This is a genomic window from Romboutsia sedimentorum (assembly GCF_030131845.1).
GTDB lineage: Bacteria > Bacillota > Clostridia > Peptostreptococcales > Peptostreptococcaceae > Romboutsia_D > Romboutsia_D sedimentorum.
Window position 1 is genome coordinate 670295 of record NZ_JASKYM010000001.1, and the last position, 23152, is coordinate 693446.

Sequence of the window (23152 nt, forward strand, 5' to 3'; positions counted from 1 at the left end):
CAAAAAAGATAAATTCTAAAATCTCTCTTCTAACCTAAGTAATTTTTCTTTTATATCTATTTTATTTCCTGCATAACCTACCATTTTTCCACTTTTTCCAATTACTCTATGACAAGGTATTATTATTATTATGTTATTGACTCTATTTGCTTGTCCTACAGCCCTTACAGCTTTTTCATTTTGGATAGCTTTTGCTATATCAGTATAACTTCTTGTTTGACCATAAGGTATTTTTATAACTTCATTGTATACACTTTTTCTAAATTCAGTAGTATCTATATTAATTTTCAAATCAAAGTCTTTTCTACTTTGATTAAAATATTCACTTAATTGTCTTATAGTTTCTCTACATATATCCTTGTCTTCCTTTATATCATTTTTTTGTATATAATTATCAAATTCATCTTTGTCTAAAAGTACTCGCTCTACTCCTTTATCACTAACTACTACATATAGTTTTCCTATAATAGAATCATATATGTCATAACCTATTTTAACCATAATTGCTACCCCCAGTAATTTATCTAAACTAATTTTATATCAATATGATTTTTTTCTTTTCCATATTTATTTAAAGGCTTAATTGCAGGTCCTTCCAATATATTACCTTCATAGTCAAATCTTGAAGCATGACATGGACAGTCCCAAGTTTTTTCAGCTGAGTTAAAGTTAAGCTCACATCCAAGGTGTGTGCAACTAATATCTACAATATATAGTTTATCATTATAATGTCTATATGCACCATATCTCCTACCTTCAATATTTACTTTTTTTCCTTCACCTTTATTTATTGGGAATTCATCACTTCCTATTTTAAGTTTACCAGAAATATAATTTATGCCAACATTTATATTTTCTTTTATAAAGTCACCAGACAAATAGCTTCCTTTTCTAGACGGATTAAAAAGTTCTTTATACTTTGAATTATTTTTAATTAATAAATCACTTATTAACATTGCTGATGCTGTACCATTACTCATTCCCCACTTAGAAAATCCTGTTGCAACATATATATTTTCTATATTTTTATTTATATGTCCTATATAAGGTACATTATCAAAGCTCATATAATCCTGTGCTGACCATTGATATTTAAAATTTGTCACTCCAAATTTTTGTGTTGCATATTTTTTTAATTTTTCATATATTTCTCCTTCATTTTTACATTGACCTACTTTATGGTCTCCACCACCTATAATTAATAATTTACTTCCTTCATCATCATGTACTCTAAACGTTACTCCAGATTCTTCAACCCCTAAAAACATACCTGGCAATATATCTTTATCTAGTACTGCACCTAATAAATAAGATCTATCTGATTTTTGTTTTGCAAAATAAAAATTAAGTCCATCGTACCAAGGTACATGAGATGCTATTACTACATTAGTAGCTTGTATTTTTTTATTATCTTTAGTTGTTAGCTTGCATATTTTCCCCTTTTCAAAATCAACTATTGGAGTGTTCTCATATACTTTAACCCCTGATTTTGCACAGATTTTAACTAAACTGTCTAAATACTTTTTAGGGTTAAACTGTGCTTGGTTTTTAAAGCTAATAGCTCCCTTTATATCTAATGGTAAATCTAAATTTTCATGGTAATCGCAGTCTATTCCTATTTTTTCACATACTTCATACTCATCTTTTAAGTCTTCTAAATAATTTTCATTTTCTGTAAAAATGTATGATGACGTTCTTTCAAAGTTACAATTTATATTATTATTTATTATTATCTCTTCTATTAAATCTAAAGCTTTATCATTTGCTTCATAGTATAATTTTGCATTTTCTATTCCATATTTTTTATCTATTTTACTATAAATAATTTCATGTTGTGAAGTTATTTTACCTGTATTTCTTCCAGAGCCTCCATGACCTATTTTATCTGCATCAACTAAAGTTACTTCGACTCCTCCTTTAGCTAATAAATAAGCACACGTTAATCCTACAATTCCTCCTCCTACTACTACGGTATTAGTTTCTATATTCATTTTTAAATTTTTAAAATTATTATGTTTTGAACTTGAAATCCAATATGACTCATTCATATTCTTATTTCTCCTTATTGTAAAATTTCTTTATATATAGTATACTTCCCACCAAAATAAGTAATTATTATAATATAACTACATATTGGAGGAAAAGTAATGAAAACTATACTTAATCCTGATTTATATCATGGAAGTAAGAAAGAAAAGAATTTTTTTGAAGGATGGTATTTCAAGATTGTTGATAAAAACAATTTAAATAAATTTGCATTTATCCCTGGAATTTCCCTAGGACAATCTGTTAACGAACACCATAGTTTTATACAAGTATTAAATGGATTAAATATTAAATACAATTATTTGAAATTTAATAAAAGTGATTTTGATTTTAATAATAGCAATGATTTTAAGATAAACATAAAATCTAATACTTTTTCATTGAATAATATTAACTTAAATTTAAAGTACGATAATAACACTATAATTGGGAGTCTAAAGTTCAAAAACATCGTTAAATGGAAAGATTCATTTATTAATCCTGGGAGTATGGGGTTTTATAATTATTTAAATTTTATGGAATGCTATAGTCAAGTATGCGCTGTAAATGGTGACATTGTAGGAAAGTTAAATATTAATGGAAAGTTAATAGACTTTACTGGTGGAAAGGTATATATCGAAAAAAATTGGGGCAAAAGTTTCCCTAAATCTTGGGTATGGATTCAAAGTAATAGCTTTAAAGAGCACAATGTGAGTGTTACTTGTTCTTTAGCTACTATTCCATTTCCTATTAAAGATTTCAAAGGCTTTTTAATAGGTTTTACATTAAAAAATAAATTTATTAGCTTTACTACTATAAACAATAGTAAGTTAAATTTAAAAAGTATTGGTAATGATATTGAATTGACAGTATCAAAAGATAATTTAAAATTAACACTTAAAACTAAAACTAAAAAAAGTGATTTTGTTTTATGTATGGGTCCTAAAAATGGTAAAATGATTCCACTAGTTAATGAAACACTCAATGGTATTGTTGAAATAACTTTAGAAAATACTAAAACAAAAAAATTAATATACAAAGGAATAGGCAATAGCACAGGTGTTGAGTATGGAGGTGAGTTGATAAATATAATAAATTAAAACAGGAGTATTTTTTAATACACCTGTTTTAATTTTTTATTTTCTATGAAGTTTACTATATACCCCGCCTTTTTTAATAAGTTCTTCGTGAGTACCTCTTTCTTCTATTCCTTTATCAGTTAAAACTATTATTTCATCTGCATTTTTAATTGTAGATAATCTATGTGCTACAACTAAACTTGTTCTATCGTTACTTAATTCTTCTAGCGATTTTTGTATTTCATATTCTGTAACATTATCAAGTGCTGATGTAGCTTCATCTAATATCATTATTGGAGGATTTTTTAAAAATATCCTTGCTATTGATACTCTTTGCTTTTGTCCTCCTGATAATTTAACTCCTCTTTCACCAATATATGTATCATATTTTTCTGGTAGAGTCATTATAAAATCATGAATTCTAGCTTTTTTACAAGCATCTATTATTTCTTCATCACTTGCATCTGATTTTCCTATAACTATATTATCTTTTACAGTTCCTGTAAATAAGAAAACGTCTTGTGCTACTACACCTATATTTTTTCTAAGTGAATCTAAACTTACATCCTTTATACTTATGCCATCTATCTTTATATCTCCTTCGTTAAAATCAAAGAACCTAGGTATAAGATTACATAATGTAGTTTTTCCACCACCAGATGGTCCAACTAATGCTACACTCTTACCTGCTTCTACTGATAAACTTAAGTTGTTTAAAATTTGGTTATTGTCTTCGTAAGTAAACGATATATTTTCTATTTCTATATTACCTTTTATATTTTTAATTTCTATTGGATCTTCTTTTTCTTTTTCGATTTCCTCATTTATTATTTCACTAAATCTTTCAAACCCAGTCATACCATTTTGATATTGTTCTGTAAAGTTTATCAATTTTCTAATTGGTTGTATAAACATTTTTACATAAAGAAGATACGCTGCAAAATCTCCTAAAGTTATAGTGTTCATATAAGTAAAGTATCCTGCTATTATTAATACTATTAATTCTAGTATATCTATTAATAAAAACATTCCAGAAAAATAATGTGCCATAACTTTGTAAGCACTTTCTCTTGCATGTTTAAATATATTATTAGATTTATTAAATTTTCCTAATTCTTCATTTTGTGTTCCAAACGATTTTGTAACTTTCATACCTGCTATACTGTTTTCTAAAGTTGCATTTACGTCCCCAGTTTTTACTCTAGTTTCTTTAAATGCTCTACTCATTCTTTTTCTTTGGCTTATTGCGTAAAAAAGTATAATTGGTAGTATTGCAAATACTATCAAAGTAAGTTCTACATTTATTCCAAGTAATATAAAGAAAGAACCAACTAACATTACTAAAGATACGAATAAATCCTCTGGACCATGATGTGCTAATTCTGAAATTTCCATAAGATCATTTATTATCCTAGACATTATAACTCCAGATTTATTATCATTAAAATATGAATTAGGAAGTCTTTGTAAATGAGTGAATACATCACTTCTCATGTCTGCTTGCATCCTTACACCAACTACATGACCCCAGTACTGCATAAAATAGTTTAAAGCAGCCTTTACAATAAATATTACTAATAATGTTATCGCAAATACTACTAACATTCTTGAATCTTTACTAGGTACAACATCATCCATTATACTTCTAGTTATCATTGGATATACTAAATCACACAGCGCGACTGTAAATGCAGCTAGCAAATCAAGTATAAATAGTTTTTTATACGGTTTATAATACTTTATAAATTCTTTTAACATATCCTACCTCCATTCATTATTTATATATATACACTTTTATCACTCTCACTAAACTATAATATATAAATTTATCGTCACGCAAACGTGACATAAGCATATATATTAATTTCACGTTTGCGTGAATTATATGGTATAAATTGCTATCTTAATTTTATCTTCTAAAGTAAGTATATGCAAATTTTATTTAAGTATAATTTAAATGCATATATTATTTTATCGTCATAAAAAAATAAATTTGTATGATAATTATTAATAATTATCATACAAATTTTAAAATTTATTATTATTTATTATCTATTGCATCATTTATTTCGTCTATCATAGTATTTGTAGACATAAACCCACCATCACTTAAATACCAAGATTGAGTATCTAAGTAAATTATTTTATCTTCTTTGGCTGCTTTAGTATTATTTATTAATTCATTGTTTAATATCTCTTTTGCAGGTTTTTGCTCTTTATCACTTGATATAACTGATTTATCAATTACAAATACATAATCAGAATCTTGACTTGCTACATATTCAAATGAAACATCTTGTCCGTGGTCTGCTGATTTAACATCTTCATCAGTATTTTTAAATCCTAAGTTTTTGTATATTAATCCAAATCTAGAATCTTGCCCAAATACACTTAAACTTCCATCACTAACCATTAAAGTAGTTGCTTTATATCCTTTATCAGTTACTTCTTTGTTTAATTTTTCTATCTTATCATTTATATTAGCCAATTCTTTATCTACTTTTTCTTCTTTATCAAATATATCTCCTAAAACTTCCATATTATGAGTAAAGCTTTCCATATACTTTCCATCTTCTTTAGATAATGATATTGTTGGCGCTATTTTATTTAATTTATCATAAAAACTATGCTGCCTTCCATTTATTATTATTAAATCTGGGTCAAGTTCATTTATTTTTTCTAAATCCGGCTCCTTTAATCCACCTACGTTTGCATATTCATCGCCTTCATATTTATTTAAATATTTAGGTATAGTAGATCCTTTTGCTACACCTACAACCCCATCTATATCTAGAACTTCCATTGCATCTAATGCTGCATAATCAAATACTACTATTTTTTTTGGATTTTCAGTAACTTCTGTACTTCCTAATGAATGTTCTACCTTTATTACTTCTTTTGTATTATCTTTCGCTTGTTCTTTTCCTTTGTTTGAAAATACTAACATACCTCCAATTATACCTACTATTGCTAATCCTGATATTAATGCTACTTTTTTATTCATTTTATTCATCCTCTCTTATTTTTATTATATTTTATCGATTTTATATTACATTTTTATAACGATTATCATTATCAATGATTTTATAAAATTTTTTAGAAGTAAACACAGATTTTTTCTCCGTTTATTTCTCTTATATCAAATTCCATTTCATAAATAGATTCTAGAGTTTTTTTATTGATTATCTCATCACGAGTTCCATGACTAGCTATTTTACCATCTTTAAGCGCAACTATGTAATCTGAATAGCAAGATGTATAGTTTATATCATGCATAACTAAAACAACTGTTTTACCTAATTCATCACATAGATTTCTAAGTACTTTCATCATTTCTACTGAGTGCTTCATATCTAAATTATTAAGTGGTTCATCTAAAAATACATATTCTGTATTTTGTGCTATAACCATTGCAATATAAGCTCTTTGTCTTTGGCCTCCACTTAGTTCATCTAAATATTTATCTTCTATTTCTTTAAGTTTCATATACTCAATAGATTCATCTATATACTTATTATCTTCATCTGTAAGTCTTCCTTGACTATATGGAAATCTACCAAAGCTAACTAATTCTCTTATTGTAAGTTTTAAATTCACATTGTTAGATTGCTTAAGTATAGCTATTTTTTTAGATAAATCTTTATTATCCCACTCATCTAAATTTTTTCCATCTATTATTACGCTTCCACCATCCTTTCTCATAAGTCTAGTTATTATTGATAAAGCAGTACTTTTTCCAGCTCCATTTGGACCTATGAAAGATGTTATTTTACCTTTTTCTATATTAACTGAAAATTTATCTACAACAGTTTTGTTAGAATATTTTTTTATTATATCTTTTACTACTATCATTATGCCTTACTCTCCTTTAATAATAAGTATATAAAGTATATGCCACCTATAAAGTTTATAATTACACTTAAAGTTGTGTTCAAACTAAATACTCTTTCCACTAAAAATTGACCACTTACTAGTGTTAATACACTTACTAATACAGATACAGTTAATAAATAAGTATGCTTATAAGTATTTAATATCTGTTTTGTAACATTTACTACTATCAATCCTAAGAAAGTTATAGGACCTACTAAAGCTGTAGAAACTGAAACTAAAATAGATACTACTATTATCATTTTCTTTACAATCTTGTCATAATCTACACCTAAGTTTATAGCATGGTCTTTACCTAAACTTATAACATCTAGATACTTTAAATCATCATAGACAAATGGAATCATAGCTATTATAATTACAGATCCTATTAATAGAATTTCTGTATTCACGTTTCCAAAGCTTGCATATAAACTATTTTGAAGTGCTGCATATTCATTTGGATCTATTATAACTTGCATAAATGTTGACATACTTTTAAATAATGTTCCAAATATCATACCTATTAGTAATAAAAAGAATATATTATTATTACTTTTTTCAAATAATTTTTTATAAAGAATAAAACTAGCTACAACCATTACTGTTACTGATAATAGAAAGTTACTACTCTTATTGGTTACAAAATTACTTTCTACTCCTACGAAAAATACTATTATAGTTTGAACTAACACATATAATGAATCTAAACCTAATACACTTGGTGTTAATATATTGTTATTAGTTATAGTTTGGAAAATCATAGATGAAAAAGCTATACATCCTCCAGTTAAAATTATTGCTATTAATTTTGGTATTCTTTGACTCATTGCATAGTCAAAGTAGCTATGATTTACATCTGACGTTAAAAACAATACTGAAAATACTAATATCAGTACACCTAATATATAAAGTATTCTTTTTTGCTTATTCTCTTTATTTATATATAAGTTGTTTTTACTATGTAATTTATTTGTAGAACTAATTTGCATGTAAATTCCTCCTTAATATCATGTATAAGAACACTCCACTTCCGATAACCCCTACTGTAAGACCTATTGGTATTTCGTATGGATATATTATAATTCTTGAGAATATATCACAACTTAAAACAAATATTGCTCCAAATAGTCCGGTGTGCCAGATGCTATCTTTTATGTTATCCCCTTTATACATAGATACTATATTAGGAACTATTAAACCTATAAACGGTATACTTCCAACAGTTATAACTACACTCGATGTTACTACTGCTACTATAGTTAAACCAATATTAACTATTTTATTGTAGTTAAGTCCTAGGTTTGTTGCAAAATCTTCTCCCATACCTGCTATAGTAAATTTATTAGCGTATAAATATGCTATTACTATAAGTGGTATTGTTATGTATAGCATTTCATAATTTCCTTTAAGTATCATAGCAAAATTTCCTTGCATCCATGATGATATGTCTTGCATTAAGTTATTTTTATAAGCTATAAACGTAGTCATTGAACCAATTATATTACCAAGCATTATTCCAACTAATGGTACAAAAACTGCATTTTTAAACTGTAATCTCTTTAAGATATTCATAAATAAGAATGTCCCTATAAGAGAAAATATAAATGAAACTATCATCTTTCCACCCATTCCAGCTTTAGGAAGTAAAAGCATTGAAAACACTAACCCTAATTGAGCTGCATCTATTGTTGCTCCTGTTGTTGGTGATACAAATTTATTTTTACTTATCTGTTGCATTATAAGACCACATATACTCATTCCCATACCTGCAACTAATATACTTATTAACCTTGGTACTCGACTTATAAGCAATATATTTAACTTCTCATTATTTAGTTTCAATATATCTACTATTTTAATATCATGTACTCCTATGAAAATGGATATTAATGATAATACTATCAATAAAATTATTAAGTGCCTCTTCTTCATAATGCCTCCTACTTTTTTAGTTATATGATAATTAATACCCATTGATATTTATTCTCAAACACTTTAACCTTATTCTATTGATAAAAATTATCATTGTCAATTGTTTTTTTAAAATTGATTATTTAAAATATTCCTTATCTGTGTATTTTCCAACACTTGGACTATGATTATTTTTTAAATAATATTTTATAAAAAACTTAATATATACATAAAAGTACCTCATTTTAATTAAAGTGAGGTACTAAAAAAAATTATTGAATATTATTTTTATATTTACAACTTTTACAATCTTTATTACAAGAGTCTATTTTATCTAAACATTCTATAAAAGCTTGTTTGATACTATTTTTAACTTTTCATAACCTTCTACTTTTCCATTTAAATTAGATTCTTTTAATTTTGAGTATACTACTTTTAGCGTTATAAATAACACTACTGTTCCAATTACTAAATTCATAATATTTATCATATTAAATCCTACTGTAAATAAACTTCCAACTTGATAGACATAAAATGCACCTGCCCAAGCTAATACAAATTGATATACAAATGAAGCTATAGCCATTTTAGTTCCATACTCTTTTTGCATTGTTGCAAGGGCTGCTATACATGGAGTATACAATGCACTAAATACTAAGAATCCATATGCACTTAAACCTGTAAATAATGTTGGTAAAACTGCATTTAAATCACCATATAATACTTCCATTGTTGCTACTACTATCTCTTTCGCTGAAAGTCCTGTTATAATAGATACTCCTGCTCTCCAATCTCCAAATCCAAGTGGTGCAAATAATGGTGCTACAATATTGCCCGCATAAGCTAAGAAACTTTCGTTTATTTCACTTGTAAATCCGCCAAGATTAAATGATGATAATGACCATATTACAACAGACATAGCAAACATTATTGTACAAACTCTTATTAAGAAACCTTTTGATTTTTGCCATGTATTTTTTAATAATGAAGATATTGTTGGCAATGAATACTTAGGTAATTCCATTATAAATGGATCATGTTCTTTATTTTTTTGAGTATTATTTAAAAATAATGCTACAAATATTGCGACTACTATACCTAATAAGTATAAAGACATTATAACTAGAGGTTCATTATTAGGGAAAAATATAGATACAAACATCGCATATATAGGTAGTTTAGCTCCGCAAGTCATAAGAGGTGCAATTAGCGCTGTTATTTTTCTATCTTGCTCATTTTCTAATGTTCTTGTAGCCATTATTGCAGGAGATGAACAACCAGCGCCCATTATCATAGGAATGAAAGCTTTTCCAGACAATCCTACTTTACTCATTATTTTATCCATTAAAAATGCTATTCTAGCCATATATCCACTGTCTTCAAATAAAGTTATCCCTAAAAATAAAGTAAATATTAATGGGAAAAATGGTAAAGTTCCACCTATACCTCCAATTACTCCATCTACAATTAATGAATGGAACCATTCACTTGAATTTGCTAACATATCACTCACTGGACTTTGAATATAAGTTTCTATCCATCCTCCACTAAGTTCTTGTAATGGTCCACCTACCCAGTCAAACGTAAACTTAAATAAAGTATATAAAAGTCCTATAAATATTGGATACGCTAGTATTGGGTTTAAACATACATTATCTATTTTTTCACTTATTGTTTTCTTCCTATCTTTAATTATAGTTGTACTTCTTTTTAAAATATCATCTATTTGAGCGTAAGTTTCTAATTCTGTTTCAGAATATAATTTATATGTAGTGGGCTTTTTATAAGATATCTTTATAGCCTGTTTTATGATGTCTAAATCTACTCCTTTTTTAGCTACCATAGGAATTACTATACAGCCTAATTCATTTTGTATCTTGTCTATATTTATTTTTATTCCTTTAGCTTGTGCACTATCAATCATATTTAATAATACAACTATCGGCTTTTTATACTTCATTAGCTGAGTTGTCAAATATAAATTTCTTGATATGTTAGATGCATCAACAACATTTACAATTACATCTACTGATTCCTCTTCTAGAAAGTTTTTAGATATTTTTTCTTCGTTTGAAAAAGTATCCATTGCATATATTCCCGGTAAGTCAGTTATTTTTATATCATTTCCAAAATTTCCTTCTCTTTTTTCTATAGTTACTCCTGGCCAATTACCAACATATTGATTTAAACCAGTAATTGCGTTAAATATTGTAGTTTTTCCTACGTTTGGATTTCCTAGTAATGCTACGTTTATCATTTTTCTCCCCCTTAACTTAATGTTTTTACTTGTATTTTTTTTGCCGTATTTTTTCTTATTGCCATATCAAATCCTCTAAACGCTACTACTATCGGGTCGCTTAACGGTGCTATTTTTTTAACTTCTATTTCTGTCCCCTCTACGCACCCTAATGCTAATAATCTTTTTTTAATTTTTTCATCAGAATTAATTATTTTTATAATAGCTTTCTGACCAATTTTTAAATCATGTACAGTCATCTAATTTCCTCCATTTTTATTAACAATCATTATTATTTGATATTAATTATCACTTCATATACATGCTAACACTAAAGATAATCATTTTCAACTACTTTTTTATTTTTATTGATATTAGTTATCACTAATTATTTAATACATATAAATATACAATTAATTTCGTTTAGTTTATTTTCAAAATATAAGCCAATATTTGCAACTTGATTTTAATTTATCCATTGGTAACAGTTATTTATCTAAAATTTTTGGAAAATACGGAGGATTAGTTTCAGGAATAATTATAGTTATATTAGGTTTATATAAATGTTTCTTTTAACTTTTATTTACCATATAAGCATATTTAAATAACCCATTAGTATTCACACTTTATAGTGATGTTTTTAAAAAACAGTTTCCATCGTCGTCCATACTGATGAATTGTTGTATTTTATAAAAAATATATTATTTTCAATAAAAATATATTGAAAAACAATAAAATACTTGTTATACTCTTAATATAAATTCGATAACTAGTTAAGAATTAAATCTAAAAGTAAATTATTATAAAAAAGGATGATAAAAATTATGAAAAAATATTTATTTACAATTATTCCATTTATTTTAGGAGTATCATGTTTTGTTGCATTTAATATTATTGGATCTGGGGTGGCTCCTGACGGTACACTAAGTGAGCCATTTTATCTTATACCAACTGGTTTTTTATTAATATCAATATCTCTTATTACTTCACTTATTATGAGTACTTTGGCTTTATTTCACAACCCAACAAAGATAGATAAAATAGCATTTGGAGTGTCACTAGCGCTTATATTACTATCAGTTTCATATTTATTTTTATCAGTTTCGTATCTTCACTCTTTAGATATGAAAGAAATATCTATGACAAATGCAAGTATAACTTATGAATAAAATTATAGTTTTATACAGGACAGCTATTTAGGGGGTGCTAGAGATTGTTCATAATAATTAGTTTTGTATTTTTAGGGTGCTTATTAGGGCTAATACTAGGAATATTAATTAGAAATAAATTTATTATTAAAATATCATCAATCTTAATTTCCTTATTTATAATATTCTTTATTTTGATATTTTTAATTTCATTTATTAATGAAAATAAATCCCTTCGATTTTACTTTACAAAATCAATAAATTTAAGTGAAGAAAATATGGGAGAAATGTATTTAGGTGATTCAATTGATCAATATAAAATAAAAAATAAGTATGGGAAAGTACTTTCTCCTAGTAAAGATATTGTTGAATATAATTATTATAATTTAACAGATGGCATTGAGATAGCAACAAATAAGAATGATAATAAAATAATTAGATTTATTATAGATAATGAAAACATAAAAACATCTAGAGGAATACATATTGGAGATGATAAAAACCAAATAATCAAATTTTATGGAGAAAATTATTATACAAGGATTGAGCAAGGTATGAATATTATAGGTTATATAGATAAGAAAAAAGAATGGTGCTTAGAGTTTTGGTTAGGCGAAAATGATATTATATATATGATCAGACTTGATTATAAATATATGGAATAAAAACCATTATAGCTATATAAAAAAGTGTAGATAGATTTATTTTTAAACAAATCTATCTACACTTTTTGTAATTTATTATTAGTTTTTATTTATGAACTTGCTGCCTTCCATTGCTAAACTAGCAACTATAGCTAACACGAAACAAGTTCCTAAGTTTTGTAAGTTAAAGTTTTCTGGTATTGCAAATATTTCTCTCATAAATGGAACTAATGTTATACCAAACATAGCTAAACATATAACAACTGCACCTAAAACATATTTATTACTAGCAAAACCTAATTTAAATATTGTTTCAGTATTAGATCTTGATGCAAATGTTTGTATTATTCTAGATAATGTAAGTGTAGCAAATGCCATTGCAGTTCCTAATTCTGGTGAATATTGTGTTCCTATATATTGAGCTATTATAGTAACAACCCCTATTATAGTTCCTCTAACAGCTACAGCTCTTAAAGTTCCTCCTGCAAGTATTCCTTCATTAGGATTTCTTGGAGGATTATTCATTACAGTTTTTTCAGGCTTTTCAAGACCTAGTGCTATTGCTGGAAGCGAATCTGTTACTAAGTTTATAAATAGTAATTGTATCGTTGTAAATGGATTAGCCCAATCTGCAAATACTGCAAATAATATAGCTATTATTCCACCTAAGTTTCCTGCAAATAAATAAGTTATAGATTTTTTAATATTATCGTAAACTGTTCTACCTACTTCAACAGCTTTAACTATTGTTGCAAAATTATCATCAAGTAATACCATAGAAGATGCATCCTTAGCAACTTCAGTACCACTTCCCATACCTATTCCTATATCTGCTTGTTTTAAAGCTGGTGCATCATTTACACCATCCCCTGTCATAGCACATACCTTACCTTTACTTTGCCAAGCCTTTACTATTCTTATTTTATTTTCTGGTGAAACTCTTGCATAAACTGATATTTTTTCTAGATTTTCATCTAATTGTGTATCACTTAATTCATCTAGTTCTTGACCTGTAAGTGCTAAGTCACCATCAACCATTATTCCTATATCTTTTGCTATAGCTTTCGCAGTTGTTTTATGGTCTCCTGTTATCATTACTGTTTTTATTCCAGATTTTTTAGCATCTCTAACAGCTTCATATACTTCTTCTCTTGGAGGATCTATCATAGCCATTATACCAACAAGTGTTAAGTCTTTTTCATCTTCTATATTTATATCAGAGTTTTTACTTTCTATACTCTTAGTTGCAAATGCTAAAACTCTTAGTGCTTTATTTGAAAATTCTTCATTAATTTTTTTGTATTCATTTATTATTTCTTCATTGATAGAAACTAATTCTCCATCTTCTAATGCATATTTACATCTGTTAAATACTATATCTGGTGCACCTTTTGTAAGCATTATAGATTTATCGTTTATCTTATTTACAGTTGACATAAGTTTTCTATCACTATCAAATGGTAATTCGCTTATTCTATTATGTTTTTCTCTTATTTCTTTATAATTTAAGCTATTTTTATCTGCGTAATTTATAAGTGCTACTTCTGTAGGGTCTCCTATTTCAACACCTTCATTAGTTATATCAGAGTCATTACAAAGTACAGATGCTAATGTCAAATATTCTTCTTGAACAGAACCATACTTAGTTAAAGCCGCTTCGCATCCACCACTATTGTTATCTAAGTTTACTTCTTTAACACCATACATATAAGTGTCTACTACAGTCATTTTATTTTGAGTTAATGTACCAGTTTTATCTGTGCATATTACACTTGTAGAACCTAGTGTTTCAACTGCTGGTAATTTTCTTATTATAGCTTGTTTTTTAGCCATTGTATTTGTTCCAACTGCTAAAACTATAGTAACTATTGAAGATAGAGCCTCAGGTATTGCTGCAACTGCTATCGCTATTGCAAACATAAATGAATCAACTACATTATCGCCTCTAAAAACTTGAACTGCAAATATTATAGCTGATAATGCTACTATACCTACTCCTAATTTTTTACCAAAATCATCTAATTTTTTCTGAAGAGGTGTTTCTTTATTTTCTGCATTATCTAGTAAATCTGCTATTTTACCTACTTCTGTATTCATACCACATCCTGTAACTACGTAAGTTGCTCTACCATAAACAACCATAGAACCACTAAATACCATATTCTTTTGGTCACCTAATGCACATTCATCAAGTATTGTTTCTTGATGTTTTAGTACAGGTTCTGATTCTCCTGTTAACATTCCTTCTACAACCTTAAGAGTTTGAGCTTCTATTATTCTACCATCTGCTGGTACATAATCCCCTGCTTCTAAGATTACAATATCACCTTGAACTAGCTCCCTTGATGGTACAGTAACTTTAATATTATCTCTTATTACTTTTGCATTTGGTACTGACATTTTCTTCAAACTTGATAATGAACCTTCTGCCTTTTTAGTTTGAACTACTCCAAGTATTGAATTTAATATTAATACTGCAAATATTATACTAGATTCTACTACTTCCCCTAAAAATACTTGAACAAGAGCTGCTATTAAAAGAATTATGACTAATGGATCTTTAAAACTATCAACGAATAGTTTCCACGTCGGTGTCTTTTCTTTTTCTTGTAATTCATTGTATCCATATTTTTCTAGTCTTTCTTGTACTTCTTCCTTAGCTATACCATTTAAACTAGTATTTAGCTTTTTGGTTACGTCTTCTACACTTTTTTTATAAAACATACTTACCTCCACTTTTAATTATTTAAATCTCTTCCTTAAAGTTAAACCTACTATCAATTCATGTTTTTAGAATTTTTTGATGTCTGTCTTTGTTATGTAATTGCCTAAAATTCTCTATGCTTTGATGATGATTTAATTTTTATAAAATAAAAAAGACCTTCAAAGTAAACTCTAATTAGAGTTTACTTTGAAGGTCTTGCTAACAAGTTAATATACTCGCTAATCAACCGGGATATATAATCCGAACTGACGACTGATTATCACTTTCGTGAAAGCTACTCCCCTTCAAGGGATTCTTATTTATTTATAATTCAATTATACGCATGTGATTTATATTTTGCAACTATATTTGATTTATTTTACATATTCTTAACATTTCATTGCTATTTTTTTAAATTTATTATACTGTAAAAAAATACGTTATAAACTATAGTATTTATATAATGCCGATTATTTTATAATCAATTAATTTAAATATAAAATCAATTTTATAATATACTACATTCAATTTTATTTAGACACAACATAGAAGGATTTATGAAGAGTTTTTCAAAAATTAAAAGTTTATCAAAGAAGCAGTTTAAAAGCAATTTGAAGTTACCAGTTATATTTACTGTTATCTCATTAATTCTTAGTAGTATTGATAATGCAACTGAAAATGGTAGTTTAATAGCAGGATTATTATTAATTGTGGTTTCTATATATAGTGCTAATTTGTACTTAAATATAGTTAAATACAATGAAGTTAAGGATATAAATATACCAGGTAATAAATTTTTAAGAGCTATAGGATTTTCTTTCTTGAATACTATATTAATATTTGGAGTGACTACTGTATTATTATTTGTAAGTGCAATTATATCCAACGATAATATTATTACATTTTTATTTTTGTAACAAAGCTACAAATTCTATAATAGATTAAAATAGATTACTTTATTAATGTGATATATGCATATTAAAATAGATTCTCTAAAAATTTATAAATGAGGTGTTAACATGAGCAAAAAAGTATTTATAGATCCAGGACATGGTGGTAAGGATAGCGGTGCTATTGGAGTTAATAACTTACTTGAAAAAACAATAAATTTACAAGTTGCCAAAAAAGTAGATTCTTTATTAAAAAAACAAGGTCTTGATGTTAAATTAAGTAGAGATAGTGATATATTTTTATCTCTTAATGATAGAACCACTATTGCAAACAATTGGAAAGCTGATTGTTTTGTTTCTATACACTGTAATGCGTTTGATGGTATCGCTAAGGGAATAGAAACTTTTGCTTACAAATCAAATACGTCTGATTTAGCTACTAAAGTTCATCATCAAGTTTTAAATACTGGAGCTTATACTTTAAATAGAGGTGTTAAAACTGCTAGCTTTTATGTCTTAAGAAATACTGCTATGAGGGCTTGCTTGATTGAACTTGCTTTTATTGATAATGTTGAAGATTCTAAGATACTTACTCAAAGGCAAGATGATTTAGCACTTGGAATAGCTAAAGGTGTATGCGAATATTTAGGAATTGAGTATAAACCTAATCATGAACTTCCTGATATTAAACCACCAGTTGTTGATAGTGATACTTTTTATAGGGTAGTTTGTGGTTCTTTTAATAATAAAGTTTATGCTGAGGAAAGATTGGAAGAACTTAAAAAACTGGGTTTTGATGATGCTTTTATAACTGTTTTTAAAAAGGAAGGTAATTAATAAGTTATCCAAATAACAATCTAATATCAACTCATCAAACGCAATTAAGATCGTTGAAAATAAAAATTAATATATGTATTTAATTTTTAACTGTATCTTAGTGTATATTATAAAAACTAAGATACAGTTTTTATATGATTTATTCTAATTTTATAATTCTAATTTTAGTTTTATTTTATCACTCTTAGGTAAATCTATATATTTAGAAATGCACTTATATAATTTATTTTTTTAAAGTTTATTTAAATCATCAGAATTTTTTTAGTTATCCCAGTTCGAGTAAAAATAAAATCCTATTACATGACCTACTATTGTAGCTATAGCTATTAATATAATCCAAGGTCTAATGAACTCAAACATATTAGGAGAAAACAGCCAAACAGCACTAAGTCCTCCAACCAAATTGATTGACAAAGAAATAAAAATTTTACTAATGGTAATTAATTCTTATTTATATCTTATTTAAGTATGGTACTTACAATCTACTATTATCTATCTTTCTATACAGTATCCGCTACTATCTTACTACTGTTTAACATAGGTATATAGTTATTTACTATTTATACTATCATCACTAAGTAACACTTCTAATCGTGCATTTGATGCTGATGAAAATTCTTCAATTTCCTTTATGTTAATAATAGTTTTATTATTTATTTTTACAAAATATTTCTCTTCTACATTTTCCAATTCCTTTAAACGTTTGTTTATTAAGTAAAGTTCCCCAGATTTCATTTTACACAACACATATGACCTTCTGATTAAAAAGCTAAAATAGAATGCACATTTACTTGTATTTTTCTATCATTATTTGAGTTAATAACAGTTATTTTAACTCATTTTATAAGTAATTTTTTAGATTTTTTGTAACTTCACTATTTATAGGATTTGTTTGAATTATTAAATCATCTTTATTTATACGTTTGTCTAGTAAAATATTAAGTTTCATACCTCCTCCTCTTTTCATATTTTTAATATGCTATTTCAAGTTTTAATAATCTAGTGTTTATTGTTTTGTTGCATTCTTTGATAACTATCTTACATTTTTAAAGTTAATTTAAGATTTGTATATTGCTTATAACAAAGAAATACAATATAAAAAAGTCCTGGCTATAAATAGTAGGACTTTTCCATATGAATTCATAAGTTATGTATTAGTATTAGAAAAATAATATATGATTTATCTTTTATTATTTTTAAACTTAACGATGATACTGACTAATAAAGATATAAAGCCTAAAATTCCAGAAATTAAAGCTAAAAATTCTATTTCATATATATTATAATTTTTTGTATAAGGTTGGTAATGAACTATATTTCCGTCCTTATCTAAAATATCTGTTGAAAGTATGCCAGTACAATTTTTTAACAAGTTGATTCCCTTTTTACTCTTAGGATTCACTGTTTCATATAACAATTTAAATTAATTTTTATTAAGTATACTCTCCAATTCTTTTTTATACTTACTTCAGTCATATCATATTTTAGTGATAGAGCCTTCATCTCAATATTCATTTGTTCACTTAATTTGTTATAAGTACTCTTACCTATATTTATATAAAAGATTGAACATAAAAGAACAATAAAACTTATTATAGGCAAATAATTAAGTAATTTACTAATTTTATTTATTATTTTTGAATTGAGTGAAATTTTTTTTATCATATCAGAATCTTCTCTTAGCAATTTATCAAGAGAAGTATTATATAAATCACTAAGTGAAACTAGACTTTCTAAATCAGGGTAGCTCCTATCAACCTACCAACTAGATATAGTTGATCTAGAAACATTTAATATAATCCCCTTGTAATTAAAAAAGTAGTAATTTTAAAATTACTACTCACTTAGCTTCATATAATAAAACTACCTTTATAAAATTTTTCTATTAAACTAAAATTTATTAATTTTAGTTCTTTTTCCTATTTCCTATATACGCAAAGCATGTAACAGCATTAAGTATAATTGTCACTACAAGAAGCAATGCTGATGCAAATGCTACGACATTCAAAGTGTCCATAATTTGTACTGCACCCCAATTATTGGACTCAAAATCTAACGATTGGGGTGTTTTTATATGGCTAAATATGATTTTAATTTTAAGATAAAAGTTGTCAACTCCTATTTAAATGGAGAAGGAGGATTTCTTTCAATATCAAAACGATATGGAATTCCTAGCAAGAATCAAGTTCGAATATGGGTTAATGCATATAATACATTAGGAGAAGATGGACTAAAAAGAAAAAATAAAAACACTTGCTATACTATACAGTTCAAATTAGATGTTATAAACTATATGGTAAGAACTAAATATAGTGTGCAAGAGGTCGCTAACCATTTTGGAATGAACAATAGTTCTCTTATATTAGCATGGAAACAAAAACTTTTAAATGGTGGTGTCGATGCCTTGTCTAAAATGAAAGGGAGACCATCTATGAATAAAAATAGTAAAGAAGAAAAAAAATTAACAAGAGAACAAGAATTAGAATATGAAAATAAACTTTTAAAAGCGGAGCTTGCATTTCTAAAAAAGCTGCGTGCTTCAAGGATGAATGTTCCCGAAAGGTTAAAAACCAATACGAATCAAAAGTAATTTATGATCTTCGTAAGGAATTTAAACTATCAATTCTCCTTGAAGCTACTAAATTTCCTAAATCAACATATATGTATTGGCAGAAGAGGTTTGATATTGAAAATCCAGATAAAGATATTGAAGAAAAAATTAAATCAGTTTTTGAAGAACATAATGGTAGGTATGGCTATCGCCGAGTTACAGCTACGCTAAGAGATATCGGTATAGTTATTAATCAGAAGAAAGTTAGACGTATTATGAAAAAGTTAGAACTTAAATGCATAGCCTTTTCTCATAAATCACGTAAATATAACTCATATAAAGGTACAATTGGAAAAATAGAAAATAATAAAATAAATAGAAGATTTAAAACATCGATTCCTCATCAGAAAATAACAACTGATACATCTGAGTTTAAAATATATACAACTGATAAAAATGGAAGATTAATTATAAAAAAAGCGTATCTTGATCCATTTTTAGATATGTTTAATGGTGAAGTTTTATCATTCAGTGTATCGAAAAAACCTAATTTTAAATCTATAAGTGATGCTTTAAACAAAGCTATAGATATTACAAAGGATTGCCCTTATAGAAGAACCTTCCACTCAGACCAAGGTTGGGCATATCAAATGAAGAGATATAGTAAAACACTTAAGAATAATAAAATATTTCAGAGTATGTCTCGAAAAGGTACCTGCCTTGATAATTCTCCTATGGAAAATTTTTTTGGAATAATGAAACAAGAAATGTACTATGGAAAAATATATAAAAGTTTCGATGAATTAGAGATAGCTATAACAGAATATATTTACTATTATAATAATAAAAGAATTAAAGAAAAATTAAATTGGCGTAGTCCTGTTAAATATAGAATTGAATATGAATCTAAAGTTGCATAAAGTAAAAAATACAGGAATGAAAATTCATTCCTGTATAAAGTCCAACTTTTGGGTCTCAGTACAATTGCTGTCCAATCTTTTATATTCATAAGATGATTAACATAAAAAATTTGCATACACAGTGAAAGAGTACAGGAACCAATGCTAATTAAAGAAAAAACAACCCAATTTTTGTTATTAGGTGTATTGTATCGTATAAGATTAATAATAGGAAGTATAAATGCAATTAACCCAAGCACAAGACTTCCTATATTCGACCAACCATAATCCATAATAATCTTTTCCTTTCAAGTTTATATATTACTTTAACAAAACTAACTTATATTTTAAAATAAAGCTTAATTTAATTATATCAAATTAAAGCAAATTTTATAATAAAAAAAGCTGTCTCAATTTATATTGAGACAGCTTCATCTTATGCTTCTTTTTCTAAAGGTTTCTTTAATACTGCTAAAAGTAGCATTCCTACTACAGAACCTATTATTATTGCAGCTAAGTATCCTAGTGGATTTGAAACTACTGGTACTACGAAGATTCCTCCATGAGGAGCTCTAAGTGCTGCCCCAAATACCATACTTAACGCTCCTGCAGTTGCAGAACCTACCACACATGCTGGTATTACTTTAAGTGGGTCTGCTGCTGCAAATGGTATTGCACCTTCTGTAATAAATGATAATCCCATTACATAGTTAACTTTACCTGATTCTCTTTGTTCTTTTGTAAATCTATTTTTAAAGAATGTTGTAGCTAAAGCTATTGCAAGTGGTGGAACCATACCTCCAGCCATTACTGCTGCCATTATTTCAAACTGACCTGCATCAAGTGAAGCTACTCCAAATACATATGCAGCTTTATTTATAGGTCCACCCATATCTATTGCCATCATAGCACCTAACACTAATCCAAGTACTACTTTTGAACTACCACCAAGACCATTTAAAAATGCTACCATTGCATTATTTATAGCTGTTACAGGCGGTATAACTACAAATGTCATAACTATTCCTATTAAAAGTGTTCCAAACAACGGGAATAGAAGTACTGGCTTTATACCATCAAGTGACTGTGGTAACTTACTAAATAATTTCTTCAATCCTACTACTATATATCCTGCTATAAAACCTGCTATTAAAGCCCCTAAAAATCCAGAACCACTTTCTTTTGCAATTATCCCACCTACAAAACCTACTACCATAGCAGGTCTATCAGCTATAGAATATGCAATGTATCCAGCAAGTACTGGCAACATAAATCCAAATGCATAATCTCCTATTCCTTTAAGAAATGCTGGGAGGGGTAAATTCGAACCAAAGTTTTTAGGATTTATTGAATAATCATCAAACAAGAATGCTAGTGCTATAAGTATACCTCCACTTACAACAAACGGTAGCATATTTGATACACCATTCATTAAATGCTTATATATTTTTCTAAAAGCAGTTTCATCTTCACTACTTTCTTCACTAGAACTACTTCCTCCAGAGTGATTATAAACTGGTGCATCTCCTTTTGAAGCTTTATCTATTAATTCTTCTGCTTTGTGTATTCCATTTGCAACCTTAGTTATAATAACCTTTTTACCATTAAATCGGCTCATTTCAACCTTTTTATCAGCAGCCACTATTATACAATCTGCATTTTCTATTTCATCTTTAGTTAATATATTTTTAGCTCCTGATGAACCATTTGTTTCTACTTTTATAGAAATTCCTTTTTTCTCACCCATTTTATTTAAACTCTCAGCCGCCATAAATGTATGAGCTATTCCAGTTGGACAAGCTGTTACTGCAAGTACTTTTGGATAGTTTGAAGATGATGTACTTATAGAAGAGATTTGTGTTGTAGTTTCTTCTTGTGGGAATTTTTCATTTTCTTTTTTGTCTATTAATTTAATAAATTCATCTATTGATTTTGAATTCATTAAATTTTTTCTAAAATCTTCATCCATAAGTATTGTAGATAATCTAGATAATACCTCAAGATGAGTGTCATTGGCTCCATCTGGTGCTGCTATCATGAAAAATAAGTTTGCTAAGCTTCCATCAAAAGATTCATAATCTATACCGTCCTTACAAACTGCAGCAGCCAAACATGCACTATTAACCGACTTAGTCTTTGCATGAGGTATTGCTACTCCCTCACCTATCCCTGTTGTACTCATATTTTCACGAGCTATTATAGCTCTTTTATATTCTTCTTTATTGTTTAAGTTTCCACTATTATTTACTAATTCTACTAAGTTATCTATTGCTTCTAACTTATTTTGTTTTTGTAAATTTAAATTTACAGATTTTTTATTTATCAAGTCTGTTATTCTCATTTTATTGTCCTCTC

The 23152-nt window shown here is 27.2% G+C and carries 18 protein-coding genes and 1 pseudogene; 6 read left to right on the forward strand and 13 right to left on the reverse strand.

Annotated features, from left to right (window positions below):
- Positions 1–15: 15 nt before the first annotated feature.
- Positions 16–501 carry a methylated-DNA--[protein]-cysteine S-methyltransferase gene (locus QOZ84_RS03490; protein ID WP_284131568.1) on the reverse strand — a complete coding sequence of 162 codons (486 nt, stop codon included), beginning with the start codon at positions 499–501 and terminating at the stop codon, positions 16–18.
- A 23-nt stretch (positions 502–524) separates the two neighbouring features.
- A complete protein-coding gene (locus tag QOZ84_RS03495; protein WP_284131569.1) occupies positions 525–2048 on the reverse strand; it encodes an FAD-dependent oxidoreductase in 1524 nt (507 codons plus the stop codon).
- A gap of 99 nt (positions 2049–2147) precedes the next feature.
- Between QOZ84_RS03495 and QOZ84_RS03500 the strand changes: the two genes are divergently transcribed.
- Positions 2148–3125, forward strand: a complete 978-nt coding sequence (locus QOZ84_RS03500; RefSeq protein WP_284131570.1) for a tocopherol cyclase family protein — start codon at positions 2148–2150, stop codon at positions 3123–3125.
- A 36-nt stretch (positions 3126–3161) separates the two neighbouring features.
- Here the strand turns inward: QOZ84_RS03500 and QOZ84_RS03505 are convergent, their stop codons facing one another.
- The 7 genes from QOZ84_RS03505 to QOZ84_RS03535 form a co-directional block, all read right to left on the reverse strand.
- Positions 3162–4862 (reverse strand): ABC transporter ATP-binding protein, encoded by a 1701-nt coding sequence (locus tag QOZ84_RS03505; protein ID WP_284131571.1) that lies wholly within the window; start codon positions 4860–4862, stop codon positions 3162–3164.
- A gap of 283 nt (positions 4863–5145) precedes the next feature.
- Complete coding sequence (locus QOZ84_RS03510) at positions 5146–6108, reverse strand: siderophore ABC transporter substrate-binding protein (RefSeq protein ID WP_284131572.1); 963 nt, start codon at positions 6106–6108, stop codon at positions 5146–5148.
- A gap of 92 nt (positions 6109–6200) precedes the next feature.
- Positions 6201–6956, reverse strand: coding sequence for an iron ABC transporter ATP-binding protein (locus QOZ84_RS03515; protein ID WP_284131573.1), 756 nt, complete (start codon positions 6954–6956; stop codon positions 6201–6203).
- Positions 6956–7966, reverse strand: coding sequence for an iron chelate uptake ABC transporter family permease subunit (locus QOZ84_RS03520; RefSeq protein WP_284131574.1), 1011 nt, complete (start codon positions 7964–7966; stop codon positions 6956–6958). The genes QOZ84_RS03515 and QOZ84_RS03520 overlap by 1 nt, the downstream gene beginning before the upstream one ends.
- Positions 7956–8909, reverse strand: coding sequence for an ABC transporter permease (locus QOZ84_RS03525; RefSeq protein ID WP_284131575.1), 954 nt, complete (start codon positions 8907–8909; stop codon positions 7956–7958). Before QOZ84_RS03525 ends, QOZ84_RS03520 begins: the two co-directional genes overlap by 11 nt.
- Before the next feature lie 322 nt (positions 8910–9231).
- Positions 9232–11145 carry a ferrous iron transport protein B gene (gene feoB, locus QOZ84_RS03530; protein WP_284131576.1) on the reverse strand — a complete coding sequence of 638 codons (1914 nt, stop codon included), beginning with the start codon at positions 11143–11145 and terminating at the stop codon, positions 9232–9234.
- Positions 11146–11156: 11 nt separating this feature from the next.
- Positions 11157–11384 carry a FeoA family protein gene (locus QOZ84_RS03535; protein ID WP_284131577.1) on the reverse strand — a complete coding sequence of 76 codons (228 nt, stop codon included), beginning with the start codon at positions 11382–11384 and terminating at the stop codon, positions 11157–11159.
- 564 nt (positions 11385–11948) lie between these two features.
- On the opposite strand from QOZ84_RS03535, the gene QOZ84_RS03540 reads away from it, so the two are divergent.
- Together QOZ84_RS03540 and QOZ84_RS03545 are read left to right on the forward strand one after the other, a co-directional pair.
- Positions 11949–12293, forward strand: coding sequence for a DUF3955 domain-containing protein (locus tag QOZ84_RS03540; protein WP_284131578.1), 345 nt, complete (start codon positions 11949–11951; stop codon positions 12291–12293).
- Between the two features lie 257 nt (positions 12294–12550).
- Positions 12551–12937: a hypothetical protein gene (locus QOZ84_RS03545; RefSeq protein ID WP_284131579.1), complete on the forward strand. Its 387-nt coding sequence runs from the start codon at positions 12551–12553 to the stop codon at positions 12935–12937.
- A 78-nt stretch (positions 12938–13015) separates the two neighbouring features.
- On the opposite strand, the gene QOZ84_RS03550 is transcribed toward QOZ84_RS03545, so the two are convergent.
- A complete protein-coding gene (locus tag QOZ84_RS03550) occupies positions 13016–15640 on the reverse strand; it encodes a cation-translocating P-type ATPase (RefSeq protein WP_284131580.1) in 2625 nt (874 codons plus the stop codon).
- 537 nt (positions 15641–16177) lie between these two features.
- On the opposite strand from QOZ84_RS03550, the gene QOZ84_RS03555 reads away from it, so the two are divergent.
- Entirely contained in the window at positions 16178–16537 is a 360-nt protein-coding gene (locus QOZ84_RS03555; protein ID WP_284131581.1) for a hypothetical protein, read from the forward strand.
- A 102-nt stretch (positions 16538–16639) separates the two neighbouring features.
- Positions 16640–17347, forward strand: a complete 708-nt coding sequence (locus QOZ84_RS03560; RefSeq protein ID WP_284131582.1) for an N-acetylmuramoyl-L-alanine amidase — start codon at positions 16640–16642, stop codon at positions 17345–17347.
- Positions 17348–17896: 549 nt separating this feature from the next.
- On the opposite strand, the gene QOZ84_RS03565 is transcribed toward QOZ84_RS03560, so the two are convergent.
- Entirely contained in the window at positions 17897–18094 is a 198-nt protein-coding gene (locus QOZ84_RS03565; RefSeq protein ID WP_284131583.1) for a LytTR family transcriptional regulator DNA-binding domain-containing protein, read from the reverse strand.
- A gap of 433 nt (positions 18095–18527) precedes the next feature.
- Entirely contained in the window at positions 18528–18719 is a 192-nt protein-coding gene (locus QOZ84_RS03570) for a hypothetical protein (protein WP_284131584.1), read from the reverse strand.
- Between the two features lie 702 nt (positions 18720–19421).
- On the opposite strand from QOZ84_RS03570, the pseudogene QOZ84_RS03575 reads away from it, so the two are divergent.
- Positions 19422–20818 (forward strand): annotated as a pseudogene (locus QOZ84_RS03575) (IS3 family transposase).
- Between the two features lie 415 nt (positions 20819–21233).
- On the opposite strand, the gene QOZ84_RS03580 reads toward QOZ84_RS03575, so the two are convergent.
- The gene (locus QOZ84_RS03580; protein WP_284131585.1) at positions 21234–23138 is read right to left on the reverse strand and encodes a PTS fructose transporter subunit IIABC; all 1905 of its coding nucleotides are present in this window, start codon (positions 23136–23138) and stop codon (positions 21234–21236) included.
- Positions 23139–23152: the final 14 nt, after the last annotated feature.

Excerpts from the sequence above, each read along its gene's own strand:
- QOZ84_RS03490 (WP_284131568.1), bottom strand. The coding sequence starts at position 501 with ATGGTTAAAATAGGTTATGACATATATGATTCTATTATAGGAAAACTA.
- QOZ84_RS03495 (WP_284131569.1), bottom strand. The coding sequence starts at position 2,048 with ATGAATGAGTCATATTGGATTTCAAGTTCAAAACATAATAATTTTAAA.
- QOZ84_RS03500 (WP_284131570.1), top strand. The coding sequence starts at position 2,148 with ATGAAAACTATACTTAATCCTGATTTATATCATGGAAGTAAGAAAGAA.
- QOZ84_RS03505 (WP_284131571.1), bottom strand. The coding sequence starts at position 4,862 with ATGTTAAAAGAATTTATAAAGTATTATAAACCGTATAAAAAACTATTT.
- QOZ84_RS03510 (WP_284131572.1), bottom strand. The coding sequence starts at position 6,108 with ATGAATAAAAAAGTAGCATTAATATCAGGATTAGCAATAGTAGGTATA.
- QOZ84_RS03515 (WP_284131573.1), bottom strand. The coding sequence starts at position 6,956 with ATGATAGTAGTAAAAGATATAATAAAAAAATATTCTAACAAAACTGTT.
- QOZ84_RS03520 (WP_284131574.1), bottom strand. The coding sequence starts at position 7,966 with ATGCAAATTAGTTCTACAAATAAATTACATAGTAAAAACAACTTATAT.
- QOZ84_RS03525 (WP_284131575.1), bottom strand. The coding sequence starts at position 8,909 with ATGAAGAAGAGGCACTTAATAATTTTATTGATAGTATTATCATTAATA.
- feoB (WP_284131576.1), bottom strand. The coding sequence starts at position 11,145 with ATGATAAACGTAGCATTACTAGGAAATCCAAACGTAGGAAAAACTACA.
- QOZ84_RS03535 (WP_284131577.1), bottom strand. The coding sequence starts at position 11,384 with ATGACTGTACATGATTTAAAAATTGGTCAGAAAGCTATTATAAAAATA.
- QOZ84_RS03540 (WP_284131578.1), top strand. The coding sequence starts at position 11,949 with ATGAAAAAATATTTATTTACAATTATTCCATTTATTTTAGGAGTATCA.
- QOZ84_RS03545 (WP_284131579.1), top strand. The coding sequence starts at position 12,551 with ATGGGAGAAATGTATTTAGGTGATTCAATTGATCAATATAAAATAAAA.
- QOZ84_RS03550 (WP_284131580.1), bottom strand. The coding sequence starts at position 15,640 with ATGTTTTATAAAAAAAGTGTAGAAGACGTAACCAAAAAGCTAAATACT.
- QOZ84_RS03555 (WP_284131581.1), top strand. The coding sequence starts at position 16,178 with ATGAAGAGTTTTTCAAAAATTAAAAGTTTATCAAAGAAGCAGTTTAAA.
- QOZ84_RS03560 (WP_284131582.1), top strand. The coding sequence starts at position 16,640 with ATGAGCAAAAAAGTATTTATAGATCCAGGACATGGTGGTAAGGATAGC.
- QOZ84_RS03580 (WP_284131585.1), bottom strand. The coding sequence starts at position 23,138 with ATGAGAATAACAGACTTGATAAATAAAAAATCTGTAAATTTAAATTTA.